The organism is Lysinibacillus sp. K60 (assembly GCF_019731275.1).
In the GTDB taxonomy this organism is placed as follows: domain Bacteria; phylum Bacillota; class Bacilli; order Bacillales_A; family Planococcaceae; genus Lysinibacillus; species Lysinibacillus capsici.
Genome location: NZ_JAASJR010000001.1, coordinates 134,261 through 147,694, shown reverse-complemented (window position 1 = coordinate 147,694; position 13,434 = coordinate 134,261). Strand labels below are relative to the sequence as shown.

Annotated in this window: 14 protein-coding genes and 1 riboswitch; of the genes, 7 read left to right on the top strand and 7 right to left on the bottom strand. The window is 38.5% G+C overall.

Features of this window, described 5'->3' with window-relative positions:
• Positions 1-11: 11 nt before the first annotated feature.
• Positions 12-1,181 carry a pyridoxal phosphate-dependent aminotransferase gene (locus tag HCH28_RS00665; RefSeq protein ID WP_221679125.1) on the top strand — a complete coding sequence of 390 codons (1,170 nt, stop codon included), beginning with the start codon at positions 12-14 and terminating at the stop codon, positions 1,179-1,181.
• A gap of 42 nt (positions 1,182-1,223) precedes the next feature.
• On the opposite strand, the gene HCH28_RS00660 is transcribed toward HCH28_RS00665, so the two are convergent.
• Entirely contained in the window at positions 1,224-1,730 is a 507-nt protein-coding gene (locus tag HCH28_RS00660) for a PPC domain-containing DNA-binding protein (protein ID WP_221679124.1), read from the bottom strand.
• Positions 1,731-1,852: 122 nt separating this feature from the next.
• Positions 1,853-1,958: riboswitch (SAM riboswitch) on the top strand.
• Between the two features lie 88 nt (positions 1,959-2,046).
• Between HCH28_RS00660 and HCH28_RS00655 the strand changes: the two genes are divergently transcribed.
• The 6 genes from HCH28_RS00655 (at position 2,047) to HCH28_RS00630 (ending at position 7,835) form a co-directional block, all read left to right on the top strand.
• Entirely contained in the window at positions 2,047-2,877 is an 831-nt protein-coding gene (locus HCH28_RS00655; protein WP_221679123.1) for a MetQ/NlpA family ABC transporter substrate-binding protein, read from the top strand.
• A gap of 107 nt (positions 2,878-2,984) precedes the next feature.
• On the top strand, positions 2,985-4,010 hold the full coding sequence (locus tag HCH28_RS00650; RefSeq protein ID WP_221679122.1) for a methionine ABC transporter ATP-binding protein: 1,026 nt from the start codon (positions 2,985-2,987) through the stop codon (positions 4,008-4,010).
• Positions 4,003-4,674, top strand: coding sequence for a methionine ABC transporter permease (locus HCH28_RS00645; RefSeq protein ID WP_004225517.1), 672 nt, complete (start codon positions 4,003-4,005; stop codon positions 4,672-4,674). Before HCH28_RS00650 ends, HCH28_RS00645 begins: the two co-directional genes overlap by 8 nt.
• Positions 4,675-4,687: 13 nt before the next feature.
• Positions 4,688-5,467 (top strand): enoyl-CoA hydratase/isomerase family protein, encoded by a 780-nt coding sequence (locus HCH28_RS00640; protein ID WP_221679121.1) that lies wholly within the window; start codon positions 4,688-4,690, stop codon positions 5,465-5,467.
• A 14-nt stretch (positions 5,468-5,481) separates the two neighbouring features.
• Positions 5,482-6,642, top strand: a complete 1,161-nt coding sequence (locus HCH28_RS00635; protein ID WP_221679119.1) for an alpha-hydroxy acid oxidase — start codon at positions 5,482-5,484, stop codon at positions 6,640-6,642.
• Positions 6,639-7,835, top strand: coding sequence for a CaiB/BaiF CoA transferase family protein (locus tag HCH28_RS00630; protein ID WP_221679118.1), 1,197 nt, complete (start codon positions 6,639-6,641; stop codon positions 7,833-7,835). The genes HCH28_RS00635 and HCH28_RS00630 overlap by 4 nt, the downstream gene beginning before the upstream one ends.
• Positions 7,836-7,971: 136 nt before the next feature.
• On the opposite strand, the gene HCH28_RS00625 is transcribed toward HCH28_RS00630, so the two are convergent.
• From HCH28_RS00625 to HCH28_RS00600, 6 genes are all read right to left on the bottom strand, one after another.
• On the bottom strand, positions 7,972-9,171 hold the full coding sequence (locus HCH28_RS00625) for a glycine C-acetyltransferase (RefSeq protein WP_221679117.1): 1,200 nt from the start codon (positions 9,169-9,171) through the stop codon (positions 7,972-7,974).
• Positions 9,172-9,229: 58 nt separating this feature from the next.
• The gene (locus HCH28_RS00620; RefSeq protein ID WP_221679116.1) at positions 9,230-10,306 is read right to left on the bottom strand and encodes a nucleotide kinase; all 1,077 of its coding nucleotides are present in this window, start codon (positions 10,304-10,306) and stop codon (positions 9,230-9,232) included.
• Between the two features lie 101 nt (positions 10,307-10,407).
• Positions 10,408-11,043, bottom strand: coding sequence for a YczE/YyaS/YitT family protein (locus tag HCH28_RS00615; RefSeq protein WP_004225524.1), 636 nt, complete (start codon positions 11,041-11,043; stop codon positions 10,408-10,410).
• A gap of 119 nt (positions 11,044-11,162) precedes the next feature.
• Positions 11,163-11,657, bottom strand: coding sequence for a Cys-tRNA(Pro) deacylase (ybaK, locus tag HCH28_RS00610; protein ID WP_004225525.1), 495 nt, complete (start codon positions 11,655-11,657; stop codon positions 11,163-11,165).
• A gap of 24 nt (positions 11,658-11,681) precedes the next feature.
• Positions 11,682-12,407 (bottom strand): hypothetical protein, encoded by a 726-nt coding sequence (locus HCH28_RS00605; protein ID WP_221679115.1) that lies wholly within the window; start codon positions 12,405-12,407, stop codon positions 11,682-11,684.
• A gap of 332 nt (positions 12,408-12,739) precedes the next feature.
• Positions 12,740-13,393 (bottom strand): VanZ family protein, encoded by a 654-nt coding sequence (locus HCH28_RS00600; protein ID WP_221679114.1) that lies wholly within the window; start codon positions 13,391-13,393, stop codon positions 12,740-12,742.
• Positions 13,394-13,434: the final 41 nt, after the last annotated feature.

The window sequence follows — 13,434 nt, the reverse complement described above, 5'->3', positions numbered from 1 at the left end:
GGTGATCATGCATGGAATTCTCTAAAAAACTACAGCAACTACCCACTCAATTTTTTGCAGCACTCGTACAAAAAGTAAACTTGGCTCTAGAAGAAGGGCGTGATGTCATTAACCTTGGGCAAGGAAATCCCGATCAGCCAACGCCTACTCACATCATTCAAGCATTACAGGAAGCGGCTGAAAATCCTCAAAACCACAAATATTCACCATTTAGAGGTCTCGCTGAATTACGCCAAGCTGCTGCCGACTTTTATCAACGTGAATATCAGGTAGAACTAAATCCAGATACAGAGGTAGCGATTCTCGGTGGAACAAAAATTGGTCTAGTTGAGCTACCTTTAGCAGTGTTAAACCCTGGTGACACGATGCTCTTACCAGACCCTGGCTATCCAGATTACCTATCAGGTGTCGTACTAGGAGATGTCAATTTTGAAGTGATGCCACTTTTTGCCGAAAACGATTTCTTACCTGATTATGATGCATTACCTGATGAAGTGAAAGAAAAGGCAAAGCTTCTTTACTTAAATTACCCGAACAACCCTACAGGAGGTACAGCATCACTTGCGTTTTTTGAAGAGACTGTTCGCTTTGCGAAGGAACACAATATTATCGTATCACATGATTTTGCTTATGGGGCAATAGGATTTGACGGTAATAAACCAGTTAGCTTCCTTCAAGCAAAGGGTGCAAAAGAAGTAGGAGTTGAAATGTATACATTATCGAAAACCTATAATATGGCTGGCTGGCGTATAGGCTTCGCTGTAGGGAATGCCGAGATTATTGCTGCTATTAATCTTATTCAGGATCATCTGTTTTGTAGTCAATTCCCTGCCATTCAACAAGCCGCAGCAGTAGCACTGACAGCTTCCCAACAATGTTCGGATGAACTACGAGCTACTTATGAGCGTCGCCGCAATGTACTCATTGAAGAAGCTCGACGAATTGGCTGGCATGTTACGGCTCCAAAAGGCTCCTTCTTCGCATGGCTTCCTGTACCACTAGGCTATACAAGTGAACAGTTTGCTGATCTTTTGCTCGAAAAAGCTGATATCGCTGTAGCAGCAGGTAATGGCTTCGGTCAATATGGTGAAGGCTATGTACGCGTAGGGTTGCTAGTTAGTGAGGAGCGCTTACGTGAAGCAATCCATAGAATCGAGCAATTACAATTGTTTAATAGATAATGATGAGGGCGTATCCTGTAGCTATCCCTAGCTACAGGATCATTAATATTTTTCAATTTTCCTTGGTTGCCCTAAATCATTTTCTAATGGATAAAATTGAGCATGACCTGTTTCATCATCCCATTTTCGAATATGTTGAATACCTTGTACCTCTGCCAACACGATGTCAGCAGTAATAACAGGGTTTCCCCCTTTTATTAAATGCCCACCCGATACAACACCCCATTGATCGCTCATAGAGCCATGGAAATGTGTCTCATATCCCCCATCTCGTTTACACACCACACCTGAACCTTGAATAAATTCTAATGGTCCCTCTTTTTCCATCACATCACTAAAACGAACTTGAATTTGAGCTGTTGCATCTGGCACTAAATAAACAAAGCTACTTTTTTGAAAGCTGCCAATACAGCTTACAATTGTGGCTGACTCTATATTATTCTCTTCGCAAAGCGCTTCAATCCCTTCAATGATATCTGTTCCCGTTAGAAAACGAGCACTAATAACCTTACCAAATGAACCTATACCATAATTAACTCTTACAGACATTGTTATCCCTCTTTTGCGTCGAAATATTATAATTATATAAAAAATTTAAAAATTATTTATTGACTTACTATACCCTATAAATTATATTAGTTCTATCGGAATTACAAAAAAATATTATAAATCTCTTATCAAGAGTAGCTGAGGGACTGGCCCTATGAAGCTCGGCAACCTCCTTTTTTAAAGGAAGGTGCTAAATCCTGCAAACGAACTTCGTTTGATAGATAAGAGAGGACATCTTTTCATGAGCCTCTCTTAATTTGTAAGAGAGTTTTTTTATTTTCAAAAAACCGATAAAAACAATCTTGGAGGTATTTTCATGAAAAAGAAAAATAAATTTTTAGTAGGTTTAGCAAGTCTAACATTAGTAGCAGCTTTAGCAGGCTGTGGCTCTAAAGAAGATAGTAAAAGCCAAGCTGAAGGAATTGATGAAAAGAAAATCGTTGTAGGCGTCACTTCTGGTCCACACGAACAAATTGCAGAAGTAGCCGCTAAAGTAGCAAAAGAAAACGGGCTAGAAGTAGAGCTAAAATCATTTTCTGACTATGTTTTACCTAATACATCCTTAGCTGAAGGTGATCTTGATGCGAACAGCTATCAACACGAGCCTTTCCTGGATACATTTAATAAAGATCATGATACAGATTTAGTACCAGTGGGCAAAACGATTTTAAATCCAATGGGTATCTACTCTGAAAAATATAAATCCTTTGATGACATTCCTGACGGTGCAACGTTTGGCTTACCAAATGACCCAACGAATGGAGCGCGTGCCCTCTTTGTTTTACAGGAAGCTGGCTATATTCAGTTAAAAGATGGCGCAGACTTAACAGCCTCGATTCGTGATGTAGAAGAAAACAAAAAGAATTTAAAATTCATTGAATTAGAGGCAGCTCAAATTCCTAAACAACTTAGTGAAGTAGACGTAGCAGCTATTAATACAAACTTTGCATTAGAAGCTGGTATTAACCCTAAAGATGACTCTATTTTATTGGAATCTACTGATTCTCCATACGTGAACTATATTGTTGTACGTGCTGAAAATGAAAATGATCCAACAATTAAAAAGTTCGTTGAGGCTTACCAATCTGATGAAGTACGTCAATTCATCGAAGAAGAATTCAAAGGTTCAGTAATCCCTAGTTGGTAATACATTCAGGAAGCTTCTATAAAGCCGAAGAATCTGTCGAAATTCCTCTATAGGAAAACGAGCAGATTCTTGCTTTTTAGAAGGTGGAGAAAGGAGCAAACAGTCGCATGATTCAATTACAAAATATCTCAAAAGAATTCAAGTCGAAAAAAGGCATCATAAAAGCTGTGGATGGCATCAATCTTCACGTAAAAAAGGGACAAATTCATGGTGTAATCGGCTATAGTGGTGCTGGTAAAAGTACACTCATTCGTTGCGTTAATCTACTCGAACGTCCTACAGCAGGAAAAGTAGTGATAGACAATGTAGACATTACGACCCTTTCTCTTCAAGAATTACGTCAAACACGCCAAAAAATCGGGATGATCTTCCAGCACTTTAATCTATTAAAAACAGCAACAGTTTACAATAATATTGCAGTTCCCTTAAAGCTTCTAGGCTATAAAGAGGCAGAAGTAAAAAAACGAGTAGCTAAGTATGCTGAAATTGTCGGTTTAACAGATAAACTAGATAGTTACCCAAATCAACTTTCAGGTGGTCAAAAACAGCGTGTGGCTATTGCACGTGCCTTAGCACAGGAACCAGAGATTTTACTTAGTGACGAAGCAACAAGTGCACTTGATCCTGAGACAACGGAAGCCATTCTTGAATTGTTGTTAAAAATTAATCGTGAATTAGGCATTACGATTCTGCTCATCACACATGAAATGAATGTAATTCAAAAAATTTGTGATGAGGTTTCTGTTCTAGAATCAGGGAAAGTTGTGGAATTTGGCACAGCGATTGAACTTTTTGCGAAACCGAAGCACCCTACAACGCGAAAGTTTTTAAATACAATTTCACAACGTAATTTATCCCCCTCTCTTATTGAGCAATTAAATGTTTCAGGAAGTGTAATCCGTTTAACATTCCTTGGTGAAAGTACTGGTAAGCCATTATTAGCAGAAGTCACTAAGGTATACGATGTGCAACCAAATATTTTAACAGCTAATATTATTGAATTAAAAAACGGTATTGTCGGCAATATTGTGGTGCATTTACATGGCGAAACGCAGATTGTCCAAAAGGCGTTAACGTATTTTTCAGAAAATGGCGTGGCAGTGGAAGAATTAGGAGGTGCGTTCAATGAGTAGTATCCAAAGTTTCTTTACAGATTGGTCAGATGTAATTGGCAAAGCAATTATCGAAACATTTCAAATGGTCGGAATTTCATTGTTGTTCTCCATTCTGATTGGTATTCCATTAGGGCTATTAATCGTTTTAACACGACCAGGACAATCCTTTGAAAATAAATTTTTCTATCAGTTTTTTAATCTATTTATCAATATTGTTCGCTCTGTTCCATTTATCATTTTATTATTCTTCATCTTACCTTTTACCAAGTTAATTGTAGGTACAACAATTGGTGTTAAAGGTGTAATCGTTCCGCTAGTTGTTTACACAGCTCCTTATATTGCACGACTGATGGAATCTGCGCTATTAGAAGTGGATTCAGGAGTAGTAGAAGCCTACACAGCCATGGGTATTAAACGTCGCCATATCATTTGGCATGTCCTATTACGTGAAGCTCGACCATCTATTATATTAGGCTTAACGATTGCCACAATAGGATTAATTGGTGCAACAGCAATGGCAGGAATGGTTGGTGCTGGCGGTTTAGGTGACCTTGCCTATCGTTATGGTCATTTACGCTATGAGGTTGATGTGATGTATGCAACTGTCTTTATCTTAATCATCCTTGTGCAGAGCATTCAATCCATCGGTAACCGCTTCGCCGCGAAGTTGAAAAAAGACTAATAGGAGAATGAAGATGACAAACGAAATTTATGTAGAGAAAAATGGCTATATTGCAACGTTAGTATTAAATCGCCCGGAAAAACGGAATTCTTTATCAAGGGCAATGTTTCAAGCCATAGTAGACCAACTAGAGCTGCTCAGTGTAGATTCTTCCATCAAACTTTTAATTGTTCGCGGTGTCAATGAAGTAGCCTTTTCTTCCGGTGCAGATATTACCGAGTTTTTAGATGTTCGTTATGCTACAGACAATGCCAAAGCCTATAATGAATTGGCTCTAAAGGCGATCGATGCTCTCTATAAATTTCCACACCCGACAATTGCTATGATTCAGGGCTTAGCAATTGGTGGTGGCTTAGAGTTAGCAAACGCTTGTGACTTTAGAATAGCAACACCTAAGAGTAAGCTAGGCATCACCGCTGCAAACATAGGTATTGTCTATAATTTAGAAAGCACAAAACGTCTCATCAATATTGTTGGTGTCGCTAAGGCAAAGGAAATTTTGTACACAGCTACTATTTTTACAGCTGAAGAAGGAAAAAATATTGGTTTAATCACGGCCCTCCACGAACCAGAGGATATTGATGAGGCGACATTGCAATTCGCTGAACATTTATTAAGTAAATCATCCATTGCAAACACTGGCATCAAAAAAGTTATCCAGGCAATTGTTGATGGTGAAAATGAAGAAAACGATGTGTTGGCACAGTTAGTTTTGGATTCATTTAATTCAGACGATTATAACGAAGGTATTCAAGCCTTTTTAAATAAAAGAAAGCCTATTTTCAATAAATAAGTGAGGTTGTAACGATGACAAACATAACTGATGGCGATCTACTCTTAAAAAATATAACTGCACAAGCCCCCTTCCCCATTTGCTTTGCAGATTTAGAAAAGGCCGTAGCGGAAAAAATCGAAGCTGGACCTTATGGCTATATCCGTTCAGGTGCTGGCGGTGAACAAACACTGCGCAATAATCGAGCAGCTTTTGAGAAGTATTCCATTGTTCCCCGTTTTTTAAATGATGTGTCAAACGTTGATACATCCGTTCATTTGTTTGGTAAAACATATCCAACTCCTTTGCTTTTTGCTCCTGTGGGCATGAACGGAATGGTTCACGATGAAGGAGAACTTGCCGTTGCACGTGCTGCCCAGTTTTTAAATATCCCTTATATACAAAGCACTGTTTCCACTTTTGCTCTTGAAGAAGTTGCTCAAGCTGCGCCTTCTGCAACAAAATGGTTTCAATTATATTGGTCTACTAATGAAGAAATTGCTTTTAGTATGGCTGCACGTGCGGAGGAAGCTGGATTTGAAGCGATCGTTTTAACTGTCGACACCGTAATGCTTGGCTGGCGTGAAGAAGATGTACGCAATCAGTTTTCACCATTGAAGTTAGGCTATGCAAGAGGAAATTATATGAATGATCCCGTTTTTACAGCCTCTTTACCTGATGATTCATTCGAGTCCTATGTACAAGGTGTCTTGCAAAATGTCTTCCACCCAAAACTTAATTGGGAGCATGTTCGAGAGTTAAAAAAACGTACAAATCTTCCTATATTATTGAAGGGAATTTTACATCCTGAAGATGCAAAGCTAGCTATTGACAATGGTATTAATGGCATTATTGTATCAAACCATGGTGGCCGTCAATTAGATGGCGTGATTGGTTCACTGGAGGCCCTTCCCGCTATTGCGAAAGTTGTGAATGGACAAATTCCTATTATATTAGATAGTGGTGTATATCGTGGCATGGATGCCTTAAAAGCACTTTCTTTAGGAGCGGATGCCGTTGCAATAGGACGTCCTTTCGTCTATGGACTAGCCCTTGAAGGACAACAAGGCGTCGAAAAGGTGATGACCAATCTTTATGATGAATTAAAGGTTTCTATCGCATTAGCCGGTGCCACCTCTGTCAAAGGATTACGCAACATCACATTAGTCAAACAGGATGGGACTGAGGGTAAATGAAACAAGCATTACAAGGATTAAAGGTTGTCGATTTATCACAAGTCTTAGCTGGTCCCTATTGCACCATGGTATTAGCAGATATGGGTGCAGAAGTTATCAAAATTGAAAAATACCCAAATGGAGACGATACCCGTACAATGGGTCCATTCGTTAATGAAGAAAGTCATATGTATATGATGGTTAATCGTAATAAAAAAGGTGTCTGCATCAATTTAAAAACTACTGAGGGACTGGCTTTATTTAAAGAATTGATTCAATCTGTTGATGTACTTGTGGAAAATTATCGACCAGGTGTCACGAAAAAGCTTGGTATCGATTATGATACATTAAAAGCCATCAATCCAGGCCTAATTTACTGCTCTATTTCTGGTTATGGTCAAACAGGTCCATATAGTCAAAAGGGTGGCTATGATATTATGGCTCAGGGTCTGAGTGGCTTAATGCATATGACAGGTGAAGCAGATGGCCGACCTGTAAAAGTTGGCTTTGCGGTGAATGATATTGCTGCTGCACAAACAGCCTTACAATCCATTTTAATGGCCTATATTTATAAGCTTCGTAGTGGCGAAGGTCAATATATTGATGTGTCCTTAGTGGAGTCAGGTCTTGCGTGGACTGTTTGGGAGGCCGCTGCTTACTTCGGAAAGGGTGAGTTACCTGAGCGAACTGGAACCGCCCATCGTGTGTCAGCGCCCTATCAAGGTTTCAAAACACAGGATGACTATATCCTAGTAGGTGCTGGCAATCAAAAGCTATGGGAAATTTTTGCCGTAAAAGTTGTCAATCGACCTGATTGGTTAGACAATCCTCTCTTTGCTACCAACTATTCACGTGCCCAACATGTGAGGGAGCTGGAAGCAGAAATTGAAAGCGAGCTAATCAAGCATAAGGCTATCTACTGGCTCGAACTATTGGATAAGCACGGTGTACCATCTAGTCCAATCTATTCCTATGACCAAACATTAAATGACCCTCATATACTAGAGCGTGACATGGTACTGTCCTATGAGCACCCGATTGCTGGACCGATGAGAACATTGGGCTTCCCAGCTAAGTTTTCACAAACGCCTGGACAGCTAACAAGTGCAGCACCTACATTAGGACAACATAATGAAGAAATTTTACAGGCATTAAATATTTCTGATCAAGCTATTCAACAGCTCAAGGCAGGAAAAATAATTGGGTCGAAATAAAGAGATTGTCTATTTTTAGATAAGATCGCTATCAGTTAGATTTAAGCTTCTATCGGTCACTTTTTTGGTTCTATCCTTCACTTTTTCTTTTCAATCATGCAAAAAAGGCTTCCCCATCCATGAGGAAGCCTTTTTCTTATTGAATAACGCCTAATTCACGACCAACCTTCTCGTAAATCGCAATTGCATCATCAAGCATTTCTTTTGTATGTGCCGCTGTTGGCATATTCCGAACGCGACCTGTACCTTTTGGAACTGTTGGGAAGACAATCGATTTTGCATAAACGCCTTCTTCAAATAAACGTTTTGAAAATTCCTGTGTTAACTTTTCATCCCCAATGATGCATGGTGTAATTGGTGTTTCAGACGCACCAATATTAAAGCCAAGCTTCTCAAGCCCCGCTTTTAAATAATTACCATTATCCCACAGCTTATCGTGTAGCTTTGTTGAATCAATCAGCATTTGCACGGCTGCTGTAATAGCGGCTACATCACCTGGTGGTAATGCTGTTGAAAATAGGAATGGGCGTGAGCGAACTTTTAGCCAATCAATTAAATTTTTCTTACCTGCTACATAGCCACCTACTACACCAATAGCTTTTGATAATGTACCAATTTGGAAATCAATTTCTTTTTCTAATCCAAAATGCTTCACAGTTCCTTTTCCTTTACCTGTTACACCCGAACCATGTGCATCATCCACATACGTAATTAAATCAAACTCTTTAGCTATTTCCACAATTTCAGGTAATTTAGCAATATCACCATCCATTGAAAAGACACCATCTGTGATAACCATGATTTTATTGTATAAACCTGATTCCTTTGCCGCTTTTGCCTTTGCACGTAAATCCTCCATATCAGAGTGATTAAACGCGATGATTTTTGCCTTCGATAAGCGACATCCATCAATAATAGAGGCATGGTTTAATTGATCAGATAGAATGGCATCATTTTTATCCATTACAGCAGAAATAGCTGCCATATTACAATTAAATCCAGATTGATAAGAAATAGCCGCTTCTGTTCCTTTAAATTCAGCAAGCTTTTCTTCTAATTTTACGTGCAAGTCAAGTGTCCCGTTGATTGTACGAACAGCACCTGCTCCAACACCGTATTTATCAATTGTCTCTTTGGCAATACGCTTTAATTCTTCATTTGTTGCTAAACCAAGATAGTTGTTAGAGGATAAGTTAACAAGATTTTTGCCACGGACCTGAATAATTGGACCATTTGCTCCCTCTACTGGATCGATTTCATTGTATAAGCCTTGTTCATGTAGGGCTTGTAGGTTTTCATCTAAAAATGCATTCAATACTTTTGACAAGCGTATCATCCTTTCCTAGGAAAACTGTTCTCGCTCCTAGTTTAGCACATGCAAGCCATTAGCTACATTACTTTGTTAATCTTTCGAATAGTGGCGCTGTTTTTTCGCGCCATAAAGAAGCCGACAGACAATTATCTAATAAACGACGAACAGTATATTCAGCTTCTGCATATCGTTTAGAATGGCCCATTGCATCCTGTATAGCCTCTTTGTATTGTGCTCGCACTGCCTCGATTGCAGTTTCTGCTTCCTCTGAAAGCGTACAATGTTGACCAATATCAAATATCTTATCCCCTAACCTACCATCCTCTGGATTAAAGATATGAGGGTCTGTGCTATCAAAAATACAGAAATTGAGCTCTGGGATAATGACCATATCCACAGATCCTGCATCTAAGCCACACCAAACAATTTGTGCATCAAGCCCTCTTGCATTTGCTTCATCTGCTAAGCTTTTCATTAGTGAAGATTTGCCTGTACCTGGCTTACCTTTAATCATAAAGCGAGTCGTGATACTTTTGGTGATACTATCCACTGTATTTTCCGCACCTCTAGGAGTTAACGTTCCCAGTAAACGATGTGTCCGCATACCTGTTTTATTCAGAACAATGGATTGGAACACATCCGACTTTAAATTTTCCACCTGTTCATTTAATGCCTGCCAGTCCATACAGCTTTGTGTAACAACCTCCCAGTCATCATGTAGCTTAATTGCTTGATTCAGTTTCGCTATGCATTTTTCACGCCATGTTGCACGCTCTTGCATGGTCTCTGCAAGCTGTTCTCCAATCTTTTTAAGCTGTAGGTCCTCTAAACAATCGTAGAAAGACATGACACGATGCTTTGTACCGAGTAAAGTTGGCTCAATATTCCACTCAGATGCCCATACAAAAAGTCTGTTACAGCCTTTTATATAAACGGCCTCAACAACCTCCTCTAATAAAGCATGCTTAAACCACTCGACACCAAAACCCTGTTTCACATAGAAGTATCCTAGTTCTTTTAACAGTTCTGAACCTTTAAATGTGGCAGGCCCTTGCAAAAAATAAACGAGAGACGCCTCTTCCATCATTTCTTTATATAAATGCTTCACACCTTGGCCAGTCAATGCGTGTCCAAAATAATACGTTACATTTCCGTTCAAATGTCGTTCCTCCTTTAGCTTGTGCCCTGCATTATATGAAAGAACGCTAAAAAAAATGAAAAGCTACTTCTATCCTTTACAGATCTAAGTAGCTTCTTGGTTTAATAGAATGGCTTTATGCCCTCCATATTTCCAATACATTTCATCAATATTTTACGACAATACGGTAATGAATATTGCACAATATAGCCTGAAGTTAAGGCGATCAATACTGTCCCTACTCCAACTGGTCCTCCTAGAAGCCAGCCCACAATGGTTACAAGTACTTCAATTCCCATTCTTGCTGTTTTAATGGATCCACCAAACTTTTCGACAAGTATCATCATTAAGGTATCCCTTGGTCCTGCGCCCATATTCGGTGCAATATACATCCCACAGCCAAAGCTCAAAACAAATAAGCCAATAATAAAATATGTAATTTGTAAGCCATATACATCCGTCGAGGGTAACATCCAGTTAAATACATCAATGAACGAGCCAATTAACAGCATATTGAGCCAAGTACCTATCTTTGGCCATTGACGCAATACAATGGATGTTGAAGCAACTATAAAGAGTCCTGTTACAATAGACCATGTGCCAATACTTAACCCAAAATTTTGAAATAGACCTACATGTAAAACATCCCATGGGCTTGTGCCCACAATTTTCCCCTTTATCGACATCGTGATGCCAAGTGACATCACCATTAAGCCACCAATAAAAAAGGTCCAACGCCACCCCATTATTCTACGCATTCCTTATCCTTCTCTCTATGAATAATATTGCTATTACTGTATCATACTTTCAACCAAAATTAAGATATAGTGCTTGAACTAAACCGTTTATCTTACCACATAAAAAACTACCCATTCTCTCACTCATGGGTAGTTGTAATTGAGGCAAGTTGTGCCTTTGTTATATTCTTCAGATCTTCTATTTGTACATGAATTTGCATACCAATTTTCCCGGCACTAACGATTATACTACCTTGTTCTTGAGCAGATACATCGATGACCGTTGGATATAACTTCTTCATCCCTACTGGTGAACATCCACCGCGAACATAACCAGTATGGCTAAGTAGATCTTTTACCGCTAACATTTCAATTTTCTTTTCCCCAACTACCTTGGCGGCAGCTTTTAAGTCTAGCTCTTCAGCTACTGGAATTACAAATACAAACAACCTTTGTGCACTTGCTTTTGCTACTAATGTTTTAAATACCCGAGCAACAGGCTGCCCTATTTTCTCAGCTACAGAAACACCATCTACTTGACCGTCCCCTGTTTCATATTCCATCACATCAAAATGAATTTTTTGTTGTTCTAATAAACGAATCGCATTCGTTTTCGCATACTTTGCCTTTGCCATGTCAACAATCTCCTATCTACAGCATCAGGCTATCAAAGAGAACATAGAATCCTTGTCTGGACGATAGCCATTTTTCGTCATTTGAACGTGAGCCGCATATCTTTCCGATGCCTGTTTAAATACTCTTAACTTGAATGCAGTCTCATAGTTCTTACCGAAAATTGTATCTGCAAATGGGTCCAATTTCAATTCCTTCGAGTAACGTTCAGGAACCTTCACTTCAATGATGTCACGTACAAAATATGGTTCGCTTTCATTTGTGGCAACATCATCAAAATTTGAATTATTTAACATATGCTGTATTTGAGCATCAACACTTTGCGCCACACGTAAATCTAGAGGAGAGGGCTCTGCTGATGACAATGCTGCATTACGTACCTGCTCTAAAATGTGCAGTGTGTCACCTTGTTCTGAATCGGATATATTCGAGGAATCAGCGTTATCATTCATTCCTACTTTATAAGTTTGCTCATGGGCCCGTACATTCTTTTCTGTTTGCTGTAAATCTTCCATAATGGCTTTCTGCTGAGGAGTTACTTCTTTTGACTCTTCTTGCTGTTGATCATACAAATCTTGGTCAGTACGTCCTAATAATAAATTTTCAAGTTCAATCAATAATGGATTTTTCTTTGGCTGAAAATACATCGCATTTTTTCTATAGGCATCTCCTGCCTCTTTACGCTGAAGTATTTTTTTACGATTATGCTGGGATGAAATTCTTTCTTGCTCCATTAAATTTGATAATTTCATTGTTTTCACCTCGTCCTTCTATCTTCATATGCTAATAAGTTAATAGATATGAACATTCTTCCTCACACTCTATCTATACCATTTTAATAGTTTCTGTACACTCATTATCGGAATTTTCACTATTAAATTCAAGCACTAATTACTACTAAGCTCCTAAAGAGATACTAATTATTTTCAGAAATAGGAAGAAAGAACCTCATTCAGCTAATATTTTCATATTCATTTATTAGCTCCATACACTTTTCAATAAAATTTATTACCATATACACTAAACAAATGGTGTTAATCAATATAAAATAAAAAAACAGCCCCTTCATACTGGACTGCTTTTCTCATTTTTTGGGTCTAATCAATATACCTTTATAGGCTAAGTAACCAAGCCATGCACCAATTGTATTTAAAATTAAATCATCAATATCTGCAGAACCAACGGTAAAAATAAATTGAACGGTTTCAACAGCAAGACTAGAAATAAAGCCTAAACAAATAATAACCCACGCTTTTCGGAATTTCTTCGATAGTAATGGCAGTAAAAAGCCCATTGGAGTAAAAATTAATAAGTTGCCAAGTAAGTTAACGATTATAATTTCCCAATTAAAATACTGAGAGTAGTTTATATAACGGAGAATCGTTTCGAAGGGCATAAAATTAGTAGTTAATCGCCAGCTACTATAATCAAACAATCCTAAGTCACCTATAGAGTAATCTCCCTTTAATAAAACGACGACTACATCTACTAAGCGATCAATAACCAATTTATAAAAAGCCATAAATGAATAGATACTAAATAAAATCCAACCTGCAACCTTTAGCGGCAAATAATATGTATCAATGACATCCCGATATGGTAATGGGAGCTTGGCATTATTTTGAACATCCGCTATGTTGTTTTTAGACAAGCTTAACACCCACTTCCCTTTTATTCCTTCCCATATTTTAATATGCTCAACTATAGCTTGCAAGTAGCTGAAAAAATTATCACCCAAAAAGGCTGTCTCCTACCAGCAGAGACAGCCTTATAATAAGT